14 protein-coding genes are annotated in these 15,658 nt (G+C 72.7%); 6 read left to right on the top strand and 8 right to left on the bottom strand.

Going from position 1 to position 15,658, the window contains the following annotated elements; translation table 11 throughout:
* Positions 1-23: 23 nt before the first annotated feature.
* Positions 24-1,733 carry a maltose alpha-D-glucosyltransferase gene (gene treS / locus OE229_RS11985; RefSeq protein WP_262138186.1) on the bottom strand — a complete coding sequence of 570 codons (1,710 nt, stop codon included), beginning with the start codon at positions 1,731-1,733 and terminating at the stop codon, positions 24-26.
* Positions 1,734-1,847: 114 nt separating this feature from the next.
* On the opposite strand from treS, the gene OE229_RS11980 reads away from it, so the two are divergent.
* Positions 1,848-2,840, top strand: coding sequence for an alpha/beta fold hydrolase (locus OE229_RS11980; protein ID WP_262138185.1), 993 nt, complete (start codon positions 1,848-1,850; stop codon positions 2,838-2,840).
* Between the two features lie 5 nt (positions 2,841-2,845).
* A complete protein-coding gene (locus OE229_RS11975) occupies positions 2,846-3,916 on the top strand; it encodes a glycosyltransferase family 4 protein (protein ID WP_262140139.1) in 1,071 nt (356 codons plus the stop codon).
* A gap of 69 nt (positions 3,917-3,985) precedes the next feature.
* On the opposite strand, the gene OE229_RS11970 is transcribed toward OE229_RS11975, so the two are convergent.
* Genes OE229_RS11970 through OE229_RS11960 form a run of 3 tightly spaced genes read right to left on the bottom strand, consistent with a single transcriptional unit; the run spans position 3,986 to position 6,290 of the window.
* Entirely contained in the window at positions 3,986-4,717 is a 732-nt protein-coding gene (locus OE229_RS11970; RefSeq protein ID WP_182065063.1) for a hypothetical protein, read from the bottom strand.
* 48 nt (positions 4,718-4,765) lie between these two features.
* Positions 4,766-5,404 (bottom strand): histidine phosphatase family protein, encoded by a 639-nt coding sequence (locus OE229_RS11965; RefSeq protein WP_182065062.1) that lies wholly within the window; start codon positions 5,402-5,404, stop codon positions 4,766-4,768.
* Positions 5,405-5,456: 52 nt separating this feature from the next.
* The gene (locus OE229_RS11960) at positions 5,457-6,290 is read right to left on the bottom strand and encodes a Sir2 family NAD-dependent protein deacetylase (RefSeq protein WP_182065081.1); all 834 of its coding nucleotides are present in this window, start codon (positions 6,288-6,290) and stop codon (positions 5,457-5,459) included.
* Positions 6,291-6,518: 228 nt separating this feature from the next.
* Here OE229_RS11960 and OE229_RS11955 point away from each other — a divergent pair, with 228 nt between their 5' ends.
* Entirely contained in the window at positions 6,519-7,337 is an 819-nt protein-coding gene (locus tag OE229_RS11955; RefSeq protein WP_262138184.1) for a TrmH family RNA methyltransferase, read from the top strand.
* Here OE229_RS11955 and OE229_RS11950 read toward each other — a convergent pair.
* Genes OE229_RS11950 through OE229_RS11940 form a run of 3 tightly spaced genes read right to left on the bottom strand, consistent with a single transcriptional unit; the run spans position 7,334 to position 10,748 of the window.
* Positions 7,334-8,965, bottom strand: a complete 1,632-nt coding sequence (locus OE229_RS11950) for an AtzH-like domain-containing protein (protein WP_262138182.1) — start codon at positions 8,963-8,965, stop codon at positions 7,334-7,336. The genes OE229_RS11955 and OE229_RS11950 overlap by 4 nt on opposite strands.
* Complete coding sequence (locus OE229_RS11945) at positions 8,962-10,074, bottom strand: acetamidase/formamidase family protein (RefSeq protein WP_262138180.1); 1,113 nt, start codon at positions 10,072-10,074, stop codon at positions 8,962-8,964. The genes OE229_RS11950 and OE229_RS11945 overlap by 4 nt, the downstream gene beginning before the upstream one ends.
* Positions 10,071-10,748 (bottom strand): FadR/GntR family transcriptional regulator, encoded by a 678-nt coding sequence (locus OE229_RS11940; protein WP_262138178.1) that lies wholly within the window; start codon positions 10,746-10,748, stop codon positions 10,071-10,073. Before OE229_RS11940 ends, OE229_RS11945 begins: the two co-directional genes overlap by 4 nt.
* Positions 10,749-10,934: 186 nt before the next feature.
* Between OE229_RS11940 and OE229_RS11935 the strand changes: the two genes are divergently transcribed.
* Both OE229_RS11935 and OE229_RS11930 read left to right on the top strand, forming a co-directional pair.
* The gene (locus tag OE229_RS11935; RefSeq protein ID WP_182065057.1) at positions 10,935-12,167 is read left to right on the top strand and encodes a D-alanyl-D-alanine carboxypeptidase family protein; all 1,233 of its coding nucleotides are present in this window, start codon (positions 10,935-10,937) and stop codon (positions 12,165-12,167) included.
* Positions 12,168-12,209: 42 nt separating this feature from the next.
* Positions 12,210-13,544, top strand: a complete 1,335-nt coding sequence (locus tag OE229_RS11930; protein WP_259578225.1) for a serine hydrolase domain-containing protein — start codon at positions 12,210-12,212, stop codon at positions 13,542-13,544.
* Positions 13,545-13,570: 26 nt separating this feature from the next.
* On the opposite strand, the gene OE229_RS11925 is transcribed toward OE229_RS11930, so the two are convergent.
* Positions 13,571-14,365 (bottom strand): SGNH/GDSL hydrolase family protein, encoded by a 795-nt coding sequence (locus tag OE229_RS11925; RefSeq protein ID WP_182065056.1) that lies wholly within the window; start codon positions 14,363-14,365, stop codon positions 13,571-13,573.
* Positions 14,366-14,388: 23 nt separating this feature from the next.
* Here OE229_RS11925 and OE229_RS11920 point away from each other — a divergent pair, with 23 nt between their 5' ends.
* Complete coding sequence (locus tag OE229_RS11920; RefSeq protein ID WP_262138175.1) at positions 14,389-15,552, top strand: acyl-CoA dehydrogenase family protein; 1,164 nt, start codon at positions 14,389-14,391, stop codon at positions 15,550-15,552.
* Positions 15,553-15,658: the final 106 nt, after the last annotated feature.

Here is a 15,658-nt window from a genome sequence, read left to right as displayed (position 1 = left end):
ACGGGACGCACCGACACCCCCGGCTACCGGGTCGGCGCGCCGACGTGGAGCCAGTAGAACGACTGCGTGCCCATGGTCAGCGTGACGTTGCCGTCCTCGTCGAACGACGGGAACGAGCCGCCGCCGAACAGGTCGTAGAGCGGACGCCCCGCGAACTCCGGAGCGGACACCGTGACCGAGGTCGGGTTCGTCGCGAACGAGAACACGCACAGGACGTCCTCGGCGGACGGGCCGAACTGCTGGCCGGAGCCCTCCCACGAGCGGACGAAGGCGAGCACCGAGTCGTTCGAGGTCTCCTGCACGTGCAGGGAGCCGAGGCCGAACACCGGGTGGGCCTTGCGCGTGTGGATGACGTTCCGGACCCAGTGCAGCAGCGAACGCGACTGGGCGAGCTGCGCCTCGACGTTGACCTGCGCGTAGTTGTACACGAGCGACTGGACGACGGGCAGGTAGAGCTTGCCCGGGTCGGCGGTGGAGAAGCCCGCGTTGCGGTCGGGCGTCCACTGCATCGGCGTGCGCGACGAGTCGCGGTCCGGCAGCCAGATGTTGTCGCCCATCCCGATCTCGTCGCCGTAGTACAGGAACGGCGAACCGGGCAGCGAGAACAGCAGCGCGTGGATGAGCTCGAGCTCGGCGCGGGAGTTGTCGAGCAGGGGCGCGAGGCGACGACGGATACCGATGTTCGAGCGCATCCGCGGGTCGTAGCCGTACCAGCCGTACATCGCCTGCCGGTACTCCTCGCTCACCATCTCGAGCGTGAGCTCGTCGTGGTTGCGGAGGAAGACGCCCCACGCCGCGCTGGCCGGCACGTCGAGGGTCTCGGACAGGATCGCCTTGAGCTCGGCGGCGTGCTGGGCGCGGAGCGAGTAGAAGATGCGCGGCATCACCGGGAAGTCGAACGCCATGTGGCACTCGGGCTCCTCGTCGGTGCCGAAGAACGCCGCCGTCTCGCGCGGCCACTGGTTGGCCTCGGCCAGGAGCACACGGCCGGGGTACTCGTCGTCGACCATCGCGCGGAGCTTCTTGATGAACTCGTGGGTCTCCGGCTCGCCCTCGCCGTTGCCCTCCTCCGACTCGAACAGGTACGGGATCGCGTCGAGCCGGAGCCCGTCGACGCCCATGTCGAGCCAGTGCCGGACGACGTCGTAGATCGCCTCGATGACCGCGGGGTTCTCGAAGTTCAGGTCGGGCTGGTGCGAGAAGAAGCGGTGGAAGAAGAACTGGCGTCGGACCGGGTCGAAGGTCCAGTTGGACTCCTCGGTGTCGACGAAGATGATGCGGATGTTCGAGTAGTCCTCGTCGGTGTCCCGCCAGACGTAGAAGTCGCCGTAGGGGCCGTTCGGGTCCTCGCGGGACTGCTGGAACCACTCGTGCTGATCGCTGGTGTGGTTGATCACCATGTCGATCACGATGCGCATGTTCCGCTCGTGCGACTTCGTGACGAGCTCGCGGAAGTCGTCGAGCGTGCCGAACTCCGGCAGGATCGCGCGGTAGTCGGAGATGTCGTACCCGCCGTCGCGCATCGGCGACTGGAAGAACGGCGGCAGCCACAGGGCGTCCACGCCGAGCCACTGCAGGTAGTCGAGCTTGCCGATCACGCCCTGGATGTCGCCGATGCCGTCTCCGTTGGAGTCGACGAACGACCGGATCATGCACTCGTAGAAGACCGAGCGCTTGTACCACTGCGGGTCGAGCGTCAGGCCGGGCAGCTGGATCGGGGCTGTGAAGGTCACCGTGCTCCTCGTCGTCATCGACGGACCGGTCTTGCGGCCCGCCCCGGACACGATAGGCGCGAGATGCTGCGGGTGTCCGGGGTTTCGTGCGGTTCGCTCCCTAGACTGGCGCGGATGCAACCGCCCGTACTCTCCCCGTACCAGTCGTTGATGGCCGCCACCCCGGTCGTGCACCGTGCCGTCCAGGTCGACGGCCGGACCACGCACTACTGGGTCTACGGGCCCGAGGATGCGGATCGCACCGTGCTCGCCGTCCACGGGTTCCGCGGGGACCACCACGGGCTCGAGACCATCGCCGCGCACCTCGAAGGTGTCCGTGTGGTCGTGCCGGACCTGCCCGGCTTCGGCGTGTCCGATCCGCTGCCGGTGTCCGACGTCGACGCCTACGTGGCCTGGTTGGCCGGGTTCCACGCCGCGCTCGGGCTCGGCCGCGACACCGTTGTGCTCGGGCACTCGTTCGGGTCGATCGTGGTGTCGGCCACCGTCGCCGCCGGGCTCGACACCCGACTGCTCGTGCTCGTGAACCCCATCGCGGCCCCGGCACTGCAGGGTCCGCGTGCCGTCGGGACGGCGATCGCGATCGGGTACTACCGCGCCGGCGCGGTGCTGCCGAAGCCGATCGGGCTCGGGATCCTGCGGAACGGGGCGATCGTCCGGGCGATGAGCATCGCGATGCTGAAGTCGCGCGACCCCGCCGTCCGCCGATGGGTGCACGACCAGCACGACCGGTACTTCTCGGCCTTCGCGAACCGCACGAGCGTGCTCGAGGCATTCCGCACCTCGGTCTCCCACGACGTCTCCGAGTACGCCGACCGGATCGAGGTGCCCGTGCTGCTCGTCGCGGCCGAGCACGACGACATCACCGCCGTCCCCGAACAGCGCGCACTCGCCGAGCGTCTGCGTGACGCCGAGCTCGTCGTGATCCCGGGTGTCGGCCACCTCGTCCACTACGAGACGCCAGCTCCGGCCGCGGCGGCGGTGCTCCGCCGGATGGCGGACACGGCCGGACGTGCCGGACGCCAGGGGCGCACGGGACGCGTTGCGGCCGCGGCGGACAGCCGACGGTCGGGGTCGGGGCGGGCCTCCCGGACGGCGGACGCGTCGTGACGCGCCTGCGCATCGGCATCGACTGCCGGTACGTGCGGATCGGTCGGCACGACGGCATCAGCCGGTTCACCGCCGGCGTCGTCGCGCACCTGCCGGACCGGCACGACCACGTACTGCTCGTCAGTGACGAGCGCCAGCTCGAGTCGCTGCCGAGCGACCTGCCGTGGGAGCTGCTGCCCGCGCCGACGGACGCGGGGGAGCCGCTCGTCGCCCGGCGCGTCAACCGGCTCGGGCTCGACGCGGTGTTCTCGCCCATGCAGACGATGGGGTCGCGGGGGCGCCGGTACGCGCTCGTCCTGACGCTGCACGACCTGATCTACTACCGCAACCGCACGCCGCCGCGGGAGTTCTCGTGGCCGCTGCGGCTCGGCTGGCGGGCGTTCCACCTGTCCTGGGCGCCGCAGCGGTTCCTGCTGAACGGCGCCGACGGGGTGGTGACGGTGTCGGAGACGACCGCCGGGCTGATCGCCGAGCACCGGCTGACGCGCCGACCCGTGACCGTGGCCTACAACGCGGCCGATCCGGCGACACCGCGGTCGGCCGGAGCGCCACGGCAACGCTCGCTCGTCTACATGGGCTCGTTCATGCCGTACAAGAACGTGGAGACCCTGGCGGCGGCGCTGCCGCTCCTCGGGGCGGACTGGACGCTGCACTGCATGTCGCGGGTGTCCGACGCCGACCGGGCACGGCTCGAGGCGCTGGCTCCTGCGGGATCGATCGTGTTCCACGACGGCGCCACCGACGAGGAGTACCTGTCCGTTCTCCGTTCGGCCACGGCACTGGCGACCGCGTCGTACGACGAGGGGTTCGGCATCCCGCTCGTCGAGGCGATGGGCGTCGGGACCCCGGTCGTCGTCAGTGACATCCCGATCTTCCGGGAGATCGGCGGCTCCGCTGCGGAGTACTTCGACCCGGCGTCGCCGTCCGCCGTCGCTGCGGCTGTCCGGCGGGTCGAGGAACGGTGGGACGAGGCCTCGCGGCAGTCGATCGAGCGTGCCGGCCGGTTCCGGTGGCAGGACTCGGCGGAGCGGGTCGTCCGGGCCGTCGAGCGGGCTGTGGGGGACCGGCGGGGCTGAGGGCCGGCGCGGACCGCGGTCACGTCGGGCGTGCCACTCCCCGGCCTCGACGGCGCGACCACCGCACCGTCACTCCGGCGCGATCACCTGCACGTCCGCCCCCGGGAACACCTTCTGCGTCTCCTCGGTGACCCGCGCCACGATCGGCGGCACCGCTGCCCCCCGACCCGGGGTCCGCACGACGATCGACTGGTCGCTTGCGGAGTCGGACGGGTCCCCGCCACGCTCCCACGAGCAGCGGACCTCCGTCACACCGCCGATGTGGTCCAGCGTGTCCGCCAGTGCCAGGCGCTTCGCCGCGACCGCACCGGCGCCGGTGACGCCGATCTGCAGGGTGCCGAGGTCGGCGACCACGACGACACGGACGCCGTTGCCGCCGGACTCGTCTGCTGCGCGGCTGATGGCGGCGACAAGGTCACGCCGGGCAACGGGGTCGAGCGCGGGATCCGCACGGACCGTCGCGATGGCGTCGTAGCTCGCGAACGCGGTCTTGGACGGGGCGTGGTGCCGCACGTCGGTGACGCCGGGCAGGGCACGCACGCGCGTGTCGAACCGGTCGAGCGCCACGTCCGGGCGTGGGAAGACCCCGCCGATGCCGTTCTGGACGCTCCCGATGATCGAGCCGAGCACCACCGCGATGACGGCGGCGACCGCCAGGGCACTCCCGCCGATGATGAACCAGGTGCGGGCCCGGGTGCGGGTGGGGACGCTCGCGGTCTCGGGGCCGAAGACACGGTCGAGGTCGTCGTCCTGCGGGTCGAGGGCACGCTGACCGTGTCGGTCGGTTCCGTCGTCGGACATGTGGCTCCCCTCACCCGGTGTGCGGGTGCGTCGGAGCCTAGTCCCCGGTCAGCCCCTGCGCTCCAAGGGGTTCTGGTACTCGAACGCCGACCCTCCGGCCGCGTCGGACACGTCGTCGATCGGGTCGTCGAAGCGGACGAGTTCGGCGTGGAAGCGCTCGGGGTCCCACCGGAACGAGTGGATGGACCCGTTCCGGATCGGGGTGTGGCGGCGGTCGGCGGTACCGGGGGCGGCGGCGTTCACGACACTGCGGATCACCGCGCCGTGGGTCGCGACCACCACGACGCCCCCGTCGAACCGGACCGCGATCTCGCCGAGGGTCTCGGTGACGCGGGCGAGCAGCGCCGAGCGGGATTCCCGACCGGGGATGTCGTCGTGCGGGTACCGTGCCGACACCTCGTCGTCGGTCAGGCCCTCGGCCTCGCCGTAGGAGCGCTCGGCCAGGCCCGGGTACGCCGTCGGCGCGTCGAGTGCCAGGCGATCCGCGATGATCGCGCCCGTCTCGGCCGCTCGGGACAGCGGTGAGGCGACGACCGCGTCGAACGGTCGGCGGGTCAGGAGCTCGGCGGCCTCGGCGGCCTGCCGTCGTCCGGTGTCGTTGAGCGGGATGTCGGTGGAGCCCTGGATGCGGCGCTGCGCGTTCCAGTCGGTCTCGCCGTGTCGGACGAGGTACAGGAGGGTCGTCACCCGACGATCTTCGCAGACGCGCCCGGCAGGCCCGTCCGGCGACAGCGGGAGGTCAGTCGGCCGATGCCGCCGCACTGAGTCGCTCCGCCAGCTGCACGAGCGTCTCGGTGGTACCGGCATCGAGCTTCACGGCCGCACGGCGGTCACTGCGGGTCTCGCCGCGGTTCACGATGACCACCGGGTTCTTGCGGCGTGCAGCGTGGTCGACCAGCCGCACGCCCGAGTTCACGGTGAGGGACGATCCGACGACGAGGAGTGCGTCGGCGTCGGCGACGATCGACACGGCCTCGCGGAACTTCTCGGCCGGCACGAACTCGCCGAAGAAGACGACGTCGGGCTTCAGGTCGCCGCCGCACACCGTGCACGCGGGCACGACGAACCGTTCGACGTCGGTGATCTCGACGTCGCCGTCCGGCTGCAGCTGCACGGTTCCGGGCTCGTCGATCCACGGGTTCTCGCGGTCGATGGTGGCGGCGAGGTCGGAGCGGGAGAACACCTGGCCGCACCGCAGGCACACGGCACGGTCCATCGAGCCGTGGATCTCGACGACGCGGCGGGACCCGGCGCGCAGGTGCAGGCCGTCGACGTTCTGCGTGATGATCCCGGCGGCGATCCCGGCGTCCTCGAGTGCGGCGAGCGCACGGTGCCCGTCGTTCGGCACGGCGGCGGCGAAGCTCCGCCAGCCCAGGTGCGATCCGGCCCAGTAGCGCTGGCGCTTCGCGGGGTCGGCCAGGAACTCCTGGAACGTCATCGGCTTGCGCACCACGCGCCCGGCGCCGCGGTAGTCGGGGATGCCGGAGTCGGTGCTCAGACCGGCACCGGAGAGCACGGCGATCCGCTTGCCCGCGAGCACCTCGACGACGCGGTCCAGGTCGTCGGCGGTCACCGACCCGGCGGCCGCCCCGGTGGTCGGTCCGGTCGTCGACGCAGCATCATCCAGCACCCTGTTCACGGTACCCTCAACACCCGACCGTCCCGGTCGCTTCCCAGGCCGAGCGCATCCTCGGCGGACCCGCCCGGCGGCAGCCCGGAGACGCCCCGGCCCGCCGGACCCGCGCCGGCCCTGGCCCGCGGGACTCATACGCCGCCACCGCACCACACCGAAACGAGCCCCGTGCACTCCGTCCGCATCGACTCCCTCGACGATCCCCGCCTCGACGACTTCGCCCGTCTGACCGACGTGGCACTCCGTCGGGTCTCGGAGCCCGAGGGCGGCCTGTACATCGCCGAGTCGAACACGGTCATCGAGCGTGCGGTCCGCGCCGGGCACGTGCCGCGGAGCATCCTGGTGCAGGAGAAGTGGCTCGACAGTGTCCTGCCCCTGGTCGCGGAGCACGACGGCCCCGTCTTCGTCGGCGCCGACGTCCTGCTCGAGGAGCTCACCGGCTTCCGGATGCACCGCGGTGCGATCGCCGCGATGCAGCGTCCCGAGCTGCCGAGCGTCGCCGACGTGGTGCGGGACGCGAAGGTCGTCGTCGTGCTCGAGGACATCGTCGACCACACGAACGTCGGCGCGGTGTTCCGCAGCGTCGCCGGTCTCGGTGCCGACGCGGTGCTCGTCAGTCCTCGCTGCGCCGACCCGCTGTACCGCCGGAGCGTCCGCGTGAGCATGGGCACGGTCCTGCAGGTGCCGTGGACCCGCATCGGCGACTGGCCCGCGGCGGGCGAGGAACTCCGCGCGCAGGGCTTCCACCTGGCCGCGATGGCGCTGACCGACGATTCAGTCGACCTCGACGCCTTCGTGGCGGACCTGCCCGACAAGGTCGCGCTCGTGATGGGCACCGAGGGGCAGGGGCTGACGCCGGCCGCGATCGCGTCGGCCGACACGACCGTCCGGATCCCGATGGCGCACGGCGTCGACTCGCTCAACGTGGCCGCGGCGAGCGCCGTCGGTCTGTGGGCGGTCACCCACGCCCGGCGGCTCGCCTCCTAGCGCACCACCGAGACGGTCGGGAGGCCCGGGGCGGCCTGGTCGGGCAGCATGCGCCCGGCGCGGATCACCAGGGCTCGGTCGGTGGTCGGCCCGCCGACCAGGCAGACGCCGACGGGCGCGCCGTCCACGGTCAGCGCCGGTGCGCTCACCGCGGGCAGGCCGCCGACACTCGCGAGCGCGGTCATCGCCGTGGTGGTGGTCCGGGTGCGCTCGAGCGCCGCGGTGTCCGCGTGGAGCAGGGGTGCGGGTCCGGGGGCGGTCGGGAACAGCAGCGTCCGACCGGTGAGGGCACGGCGGATCGTCGCACGGACCTCGTCGAGGCGTGTCACGGCGTCGGCGGTCGTGCCGGGATCGTCCGCCCGTGCCGCGCGGAACCGGTCACCGACGACGGTGCTCAGGGCACCTGGGTGCGCGTCGATCCAGGGACCGTGGGCGGCGAGCGCCTCGGCGGCCTGGACGAGACGCATCTGGTGCTGCAGTGCTGCCGGGTCCGGGATGCCGAGGTCGCGCAGCCGGACGGTCGCGACGGGTTCGTCGAGCGTCTCGACGAAGGCGGCGAAGGCCCGGGCGACGTCCGGTTCGACGAGTGCGACGAGTTCCTCCGGGACGACGAGCGCTGTCGTGTCGGGCGATCCTGTCGGCGCGGGCGGTGGCGGCACGGTGGCGTCGAGGGCGGCGAGCAGCACACCGGGGCTCCGCGTGAGCCATCCCACGGTGTCGAACGACGGCGCGAGCGGGAGTAGCCCGTCGCGGGAGACCGTGCCGTGCGTCGTCCGGAGGCCCCAGAGCCCCTGGTACGAGGCGGGGACCCGGACCGATCCCGCGGTGTCCGTGCCGATCCCGATCTCGGCCGTGCCGAGGCCGACGGCCGACGCGGATCCGCTGGACGAGCCTCCGGGCAGTCGGGTGGGAGCCGCGCTGTTCGGCGGCGTGCCGTGGTGTGCGTTCCGGCCCGTCAGGTTGTAGGCGAACTCGTCGGTGCGTGCGATCCCACGGATCGAGGCGCCGGCGGCGAGGAGCGCGGCGACCGCTGCGGCGGGCGCGGTCTCGACGGGGGCCTCGCGCAGGTACGTCGGGTTGCCCGCGCCGACGGGCTGGCCGGGGACGGCGTAGAGGTCCTTGACGGCGACGGTCAAGCCGTCGAGCGGTCCGGAGGCGGTGGGGGCGACGAGCGGGTCGCCGACGGCCCGCCAGACGGTGGTGTCGACGGCCTCGGGACGGCCGGTGACGTGGGCCGCCTCGATGCGCCAGCGGGGGCCGGCGCCGGTGTCGCCGTCGTTGGACCCGCGTTCGCCGGTGCCACCGTCGCGGCGCCAGAGCTGGGTCTGGAGGCCCTGCCCACCCGCGGCGAACCGGGACACCGACACGACGAGGGCGCGGTCCTCGGCCAGGGGGCGGACCTCGACGTGCGTCAGCGACCGGGTCGCGACCCCACCCCGTGCCCCGCGGAACGCGCTGATCGCGTCGTGCCCGACGAGCAGGCCACGGTCGTCGCCGCGCATCGCGCCGGGGGAGTCGACGAAGGCGGCATCGAGGGCGTCGCGGTCGTTCGCCAGCAGGGCGGTCTCGTAGGCGGCGAGGGCCTCGAGCAGGCCTTCGGGCGCGGGCGACGCCGCGGGCGTGGTCATCGGGCGGGCTCCTCGAAGTCGGCCTTGCGGATGCGGGCGTGGACACCGGAGACCAGGTCCACCACCTGCGAGATGTTGAAGTCGGTCGCTGCGGACAAGTACGCGTACGCCAGGTGGCGTTCCATGCCCCAGCGCGCGCCGAGGATCGCGACGGCGTGCCGGACGCACTGCCGGACGGCCTCGTCGAGGTCGGGGTCCATGCCCGTGGGCACGAGGAACTCCTGCGTCTCGGCGACGGGCCAGACCAGGTCCCCGAAGCGCGCGGCGGCCTCGGCGGCAGGGGTCAGATCGAAGCGGATCGTGGCGCGGAGCGAGGCCTCCATCGCGGTGAGCGCCACCTCGCCGTCGCCCTGGGCGAAGTGCGGGTCACCGACGTGGGCGAGCGCGCCGGGGACGAGCACCGGCAGGTGCAGCTGCGCGCCGACCTGCAGCAGGTTGACGTCGATGTTGCCGCCGTGGCGACCGGGCGGGACGGAGTGCAGCCGCTCCCCGGGGGTGGCGACGCCCATGATCCCGAGGAACGGGGCGAGGGGGAAGTGCGCGAAGCGGTCGCCGGCGGGGGTGAGCGGGATGCGGCCCCGCCGGCCCTGGTCGGTGTCCACGACGTCGGCGAAGACGCTCACCGTCGTGCCGTCGACCGGGAACTCACCGTGCAGGGCGCCGCGGCCGTGCCGGTTCGACACGACGCCGTAGTGCACCCGGGGCAGGGTCTCGAGGACCGTCATCGTCAGCACGTCACCGGGACGGGCACCGCGCACCGCGATCGGCCCGGACACCACGTGCGGTCCGTCCGCCGCGGGGTCGCGGTGACCGGAGCGGGCGATCGTGACGGCGTCGGCGAGGACGTGCTCCGGAGCGACGCCGTGCTCGCCGAACCAGCCGACGGGGTCGCTGCCCTGGTCGGGGAGGAGCCCCTCGTGACTGACGGTGTCGATGGTGACCGACTCGCCGGGGCCGATCGTCAGGGCCGGGGTGTCACCGTCGCTCGGCAGTCGGCCCCACAGGACGCTCTCCGGGTCGACGGGCAGGGAGTGGTCACCGCGGACGGGTCCGGTGCCGGGCTGCAGGGTCGCCACCGCGGGGGCGGTGGTCTCGCGTGTGGTGGTCATCGTTCCGTCCTCCGTTCGACCGGGTGGGCCACGTCGGCGAGGTGGTCGGCCATCGCCCGCGTCGCGCCCGCGACGTCGTGCTCCCGGATCCGCTCGAGGATCCGCTCGTGCCACTCGAACGACGACCGGCGCCCCTCGCTGGTGCTGTGCGAGCGGGCACGGACGTCCTGCACCCAACCGCTGCTGAGCTCGCACAGGGACACGAGCAGGGGGTTCCCCGAGGTGCGGGCGACCTGCACGTGGAAGGCGACGTCCTGGGCGAGCGACTCCTCCGGGCTCAGGCCCGCGTGCGTCGCGGCGAGGATGCGTTCCAGGGTGAGCAGGTCGGCCTCGCCCGCCCGTGCCGCCGCGAGTCCGGCGACCTGCGGCTCCACGACGGTCCGGAACTCGGCGACGTGCTCGGCCCGGTGGTCCAGGTCGTCGCGGTGGTGGTCGAGCAGGGCGGACGCCTCCTCTGGCCGCGGCAGCACGACGGTGCCACGACCAGGGGTCCGGGAGACCAGGCGACGGCGCTCGAGCTCCTGCAGTGCCTCGCGGATGGTCGTGCGGGACACGGCGAGGTCCTCGGCGAGGGTGCGTTCCGGCGGCAGCTTGTCGCCGGGCTGCAGGTCATCGAGCACGAGTGTGCCGAGGTGGGCGGCGGTCGCCGCGCTCAGGGTCCGTCCACGGTGCATGCCCTCGACGGTAGGGCCGGTTGGTCTGCTCGGTCGATTGGTACGACCATCTTTTACACGGCCGTCACACGCGGCGTCGCGCTCCGGACCCCCCCAGCCCGACCACCCAGGCTCCCGCTCCGGCACGCCAGCCCGACCAGCCCGTCGCAGCCTCGGCCGAGGAGCGGACCGGTACGCTCGGGTCCCGTGTCACGAGTCGTCCGCCGCCCCCGCTCCGCCGTCCGGAGGCCGGTCACGATCTCGGTGGTCGCCGTCCTGCTCCTGGTGGCCGGTTACCTCGTCGCCGCGGCCGTCGTGCCGTTCGGCCCGGCGAGCGCCAGCACCACCACCTACTCGGCACCGAAGACGACCGTCCCGGCGCTGAGCTTCCCGGGGTACGGCGCGACGGCGGTCGAGGCGACCGACTTCCCGGAGAGCCTGCGCACCAGCGGCGACACGAAGCCCCGGTCGATCGCGAGCATCACGAAGGTCGTCACGGCGCTCGTGGTGCTCGACGAGAAACCGATGGCCGCGGGGGAGTCCGGTCCGTCCATCCGCTTCACGAAGCAGATGGAGGGTCTGTACGCCAAGTACGCGGCGCAGAACGGCGAGGTGGCCCCGATGCCGGCCGGCCTGGAGCTCACCGAGCACCAGACGTTCCAGGTGATGCTCATGAAGTCGGCGAACAACTACGCCGGCGCGCTCGCCATCTGGGCCTTCGGCTCGATCGCCGCCTACGAGCACGCGGCGAACGACTGGCTCGACGAACACGGCCTGGACGACACCACGATCCACGAGCCGACCGGCCTCGACCCGGACAACACCTCGACCGCCACCGACCTGGTCGAGCTCGGGCAGCTCGCGCTGGCGAACCCGGTCGTGAAGGACATCGTCGGCACCAAGGACGTGACGATCCCGACGGTCGGCGAGATCGAGAACTCGAACAAGCTCCTCGGCCTCGATGGCATCGAGGGGATCAAGACCGGCACCCTCGACGAGGCCGGCGCCTGTCTGCTGTTCGCGGCGACGTACGAGCGCGGCGGCAAGGACGTCACGGTCGTCGGCGTGATGCTCGGCGGCGTCGACCACGACTCCCTCGACGTCGACGTGCAGCGGCTGCTGCGGTCCGTGGCGGACAACTTCCAGGTGGTGACGCTCACGCACCAGGGGCAGACCTTCGGCACGTTCTCGACCCCGTGGCAGGACGAGGCCGACGCGGTCACGACGAAGGCCGCCGAGGTGCTCGTGTGGGGCAGGACCACCGTCACCGCGAAGGCGAAGCTCGAGCAGGTGACCTTCGGCACGAAGGGCGAACGGGTCGGGCAGGTCCGGTTCCGCATCTCGGACCACGACCCGGTCACGGTGCCGCTCGTGCTCGAACGCACGATCGACGACCCCGGAGTCTGGTGGCGCTGGACGAACCCGTTCCAGGGGGCGTGACGCCCGTCGGCCGCCGACCGTAGAGTCGGTCGGGTGACGACGATGACGACGTTCCCCCGGACCACCCCCGCCGCCCTCGGCATCGACCCCGCCGGCGTGACCGCCCTGCTCGACGCCCTCGAGTCCACCCCCGACGTGGAGCCGCACAGCATCATGCTGCTCCGGCACGGCCAGGTCGCGGCCGAGGGCTGGTGGCAGCCGTACGCCGCCGACCGCGTGCACCTGCTCTACTCGTTGAGCAAGAGCTTCACCGCCGCCGGGGTCGGCATCGCCGTCCGGGCGGGCCTGATCGACCTCGACGCCACCGTGCTGTCGTACTTCCCGGAGCTCGACGCCGACGTCACGGACGAACGCAGCCGCCGCATCCGCGTCCGGCACCTGCTCGCGATGGCGAGCGGCCACCGCGAGGAGACGATCGACCGCGCCCAGGCCCTCGACCCGACGAACACGGTGCGCGGGTTCCTGCTGCTCCCGCCGGACGAGGAACCCGGCACGGTCTTCGCCTACAACCAGCCGTGCACGTACACCCTCGCCGAGATCGTCCGGCGGGTGACCGGCGGGTCCCTCGTCGCGTGGCTCCGCCCGCACCTGCTCGACCCACTCGGCATCGACGACCTCGCCTGGCGCCGCGACGACACCGGCGCAGAGCTCGGGTACAGCGGGTGCTACGCGCCGACGGACGCGGTCGCCAAGCTCGGCCAGCTGTACCTGCAGGGCGGCGTGTGGGACGGCGAGCGGATCCTCGACGTCGACTGGGTCGAGCAGGCCACCAGCACGCAGGTCGCCAACCCGGACGAGCCCAACCCCGACTGGTCCCAGGGCTACGGCTTCCAGTTCTGGATGGCCCGCCACGGCTTCCGCGGCGACGGCGCCTACGGTCAGTTCTGCGTCGTCCTGCCGGAGCAGGACGTCGTGCTCGCGATGACCGGCCAGAGCCTCGACATGCAGGCGGTCCTCGATGCGGTCTGGCGGCACCTGCTGCCCGCCGTCGACCGCGCGTCCGACGCGGCCTCGGCACCCGCCCTGGAGGCCCGGCTCGCCTCCCTGGGACTGCCCGCCGTCGACGGTGGTCCGCTGCAGGGCCTCGCCGACGTCGGTCCGCTGGCCCGTGACGGCGTCGGGTGGCGGCTCACGCTCGACGTCGACGGCGGCACCCTGTCGGTGCCGGTCGGGCAGGGGGAGTGGGCCGTCGCGGGGCCGCTCGCCGCGAGCGGTGCCGTCGAGGACGACGGGACGGTCCGCGTCGACGTGCGGTTCGTCGAGACCCCGCACCTGGCGCACGTGCGGATCGACCCGACGACGGGATCGACGACGACGAGCTGGCAGACCGAGCCGCTGCACGACGGACCGCTCACGCTGCGGCGCCCCGCTGACTGAGGGCCTGTGGCTCCGAGGCCCAGTGCCTACGGGGTGTCGGAGGGATGCTCGGTGACGATCTGCAGCTCGGGCCGCTTCGCCGACACCCCGTCGCCGGACGAGGTGTGCTTGATGCGCCGGACCACCCACGGCACCAGGTACTCCCTGGCCCAGCCGAGGTCCTCGGCGCGGGCCTCACGCCACGGCCGTGCCTCGAGCGGGTCCGGGTTGAACGGTTCGAGGCCGTGCGGCACGCCGAGGGTGTCGAGCACCGCCGCGGCGATCGTCGAGTGGCCCATCGGGGAGTGGTGCAGCCGGTCGGGAGCCCACATCCGCGGGTCCCGGAGCACGCGCAGTGCCCACGTGTTCGCCACCAGGGCGCCGTGCTTCAGGGCGATGGCGTGCAGGTTCTCGTTGTAGATCGCCGTCTTGCCACGGACCATGCCGAGCACCGGGGTCATCCCGACGTCGGGGCCGGTGAACAGCACGACGGTGGCTCCGTCGCGGCGCAGGTCGGCCACGAGCCGGTCCACGCGCTCGGCGAGCTCGTCCGGGTCCGAGCCGGGGCGGATGATGTCGTTACCGCCAGCGGACACCGTGATGAGGTCCGGGTGCAGGGCGACGGCGGCCTCGGCCTGCTCGTCGATGATCTGCTGCAGCAACCGCCCCCGGATCGCGAGGTTCGCGTAGGCGAAGTCGTCGGTCTGGTGTGCGAGCACCTCGGCGACGCGGTCCGCCCAGCCGCGGTTGCCGCCCGGGACGGTGGGGTCGGGGTCCCCGATGCCCTCGGTGAACGAGTCACCGATCGCGACGTACCTGGTCCAAGGATGACGATCTGACACGTTCCGGACCCTAGTCTCGTGGCATGACGAAGGCCAACACGGACGCCGTCGGCTGGTCGGTGCCGGACGAGCTGTTCAGCCGCATCGCCGAGCGAGCCCCCGGCTACGACGCCGCGAACGCGTTCTGCACCGAGGACCTCGACGAGCTCCGCGCCGTCGGCTACCTGCGGATCGGCGTGCCCGTCGAGCAGGGCGGGGCGGGCCTCGGCCTCCGGGCCACCGTGGGGGTGCAGCGCGCCCTCGCCCAGGCCGCGCCGGCGACGGCACTCGGCCTCGGCATGCACCAGGTGTGGGTGCAGGCGGCCCGCGCCGTCCGTGCGCGAGGCGGGTCGTTCCTCCAGGCCGTCACCGACCACGCTGCGGACGACCACCTGCTCGCCTTCGGGGTGAGCGAACCCGGCAACGACGCCGTGCTGTTCGACTCGTCGACGACGGCGGAGCCGGACGGCGACGGCGGCTACCGGTTCACCGGCACGAAGGTCTTCACGTCGCTCGCACCGGCGTGGGACGTCATGAGCGTCTTCGGCAAGGACACCTCGGGGCCGGAGCCACGGCTCGTGCACGGGTTCGTCCTGCGGTCGGACGGCGACGTCGAGCACCTGGACGACTGGGACCCGCTCGGCATGCGTGCGACGCAGAGCCGCACCACGAAGCTGCACGGCGTGCACGTCCCCGCCGACCGCATCGTCCGGTCGCTGCCGGTCGGGCCGAACCAGGACCCGCTCGTGTTCGGGATCTTCGCGGCGTTCGAGCTCCTCATCGCGTCGGTGTACGTGGGGATCGCGGAGCGCGCGATCGCGCTCGCGGCGTCCGCCGTGGCGGGGCGGACCGCGGCTGACGGCACCCGACGGTCGCAGGACCCCGACGTGCGGCGGGCGATCGCCGACCTGCGCGGTGCGGTCGACGCGATCACGCTGCAGGTCGACTCGCTGGCGCGGTCGGTCGACGAGCTCGACGACCTCGGCGCCCGCTGGTTCCCGCTGCTCGTCGGGACGAAGGCCCGGGCCGTGGACACCGCGCAGCACGTCGTGGACGAGGCCGTGCGCGTCGTCGGCGGCTCGGCGTTCCGGTCCTCCAGCGAGCTGGCGCGGCTGGCGCGGGACGTCCGGGCGGGGCAGTACCACCCGTCGTCTCGGGACTCCGCGGCGCGGACGATCGCCGCGTCGGTGCTCGGCCCGCTCGGCTGAGGGCGGCGTACGGTGCCGCGGCCGGTGAGCAACCGCGCACGACGCGACGAACCTCGCACCGCGCGGCCGTGGGCACTCCCGGCACGGCGATGTCGGCGGCGCCTGG

This window comes from Curtobacterium poinsettiae (assembly GCF_025677645.1).
GTDB classification, from domain to species: Bacteria; Actinomycetota; Actinomycetes; order Actinomycetales; family Microbacteriaceae; genus Curtobacterium; species Curtobacterium poinsettiae_A.
The sequence above is the reverse complement of the archived record's forward strand: the minus strand, read 5'-3'. Positions and strand labels throughout refer to the sequence as shown.

Excerpts from the sequence above, each read along its gene's own strand:
- OE229_RS11930 (WP_259578225.1), top strand. The coding sequence starts at position 12,210 with ATGACGACGTTCCCCCGGACCACCCCCGCCGCCCTCGGCATCGACCCC.
- OE229_RS11980 (WP_262138185.1), top strand. The coding sequence starts at position 1,848 with ATGCAACCGCCCGTACTCTCCCCGTACCAGTCGTTGATGGCCGCCACC.
- OE229_RS11940 (WP_262138178.1), bottom strand. The coding sequence starts at position 10,748 with ATGCACCGTGGACGGACCCTGAGCGCGGCGACCGCCGCCCACCTCGGC.
- OE229_RS11950 (WP_262138182.1), bottom strand. The coding sequence starts at position 8,965 with ATGACCACGCCCGCGGCGTCGCCCGCGCCCGAAGGCCTGCTCGAGGCC.
- OE229_RS11970 (WP_182065063.1), bottom strand. The coding sequence starts at position 4,717 with ATGTCCGACGACGGAACCGACCGACACGGTCAGCGTGCCCTCGACCCG.
- OE229_RS11945 (WP_262138180.1), bottom strand. The coding sequence starts at position 10,074 with ATGACCACCACACGCGAGACCACCGCCCCCGCGGTGGCGACCCTGCAG.
- OE229_RS11920 (WP_262138175.1), top strand. The coding sequence starts at position 14,389 with ATGACGAAGGCCAACACGGACGCCGTCGGCTGGTCGGTGCCGGACGAG.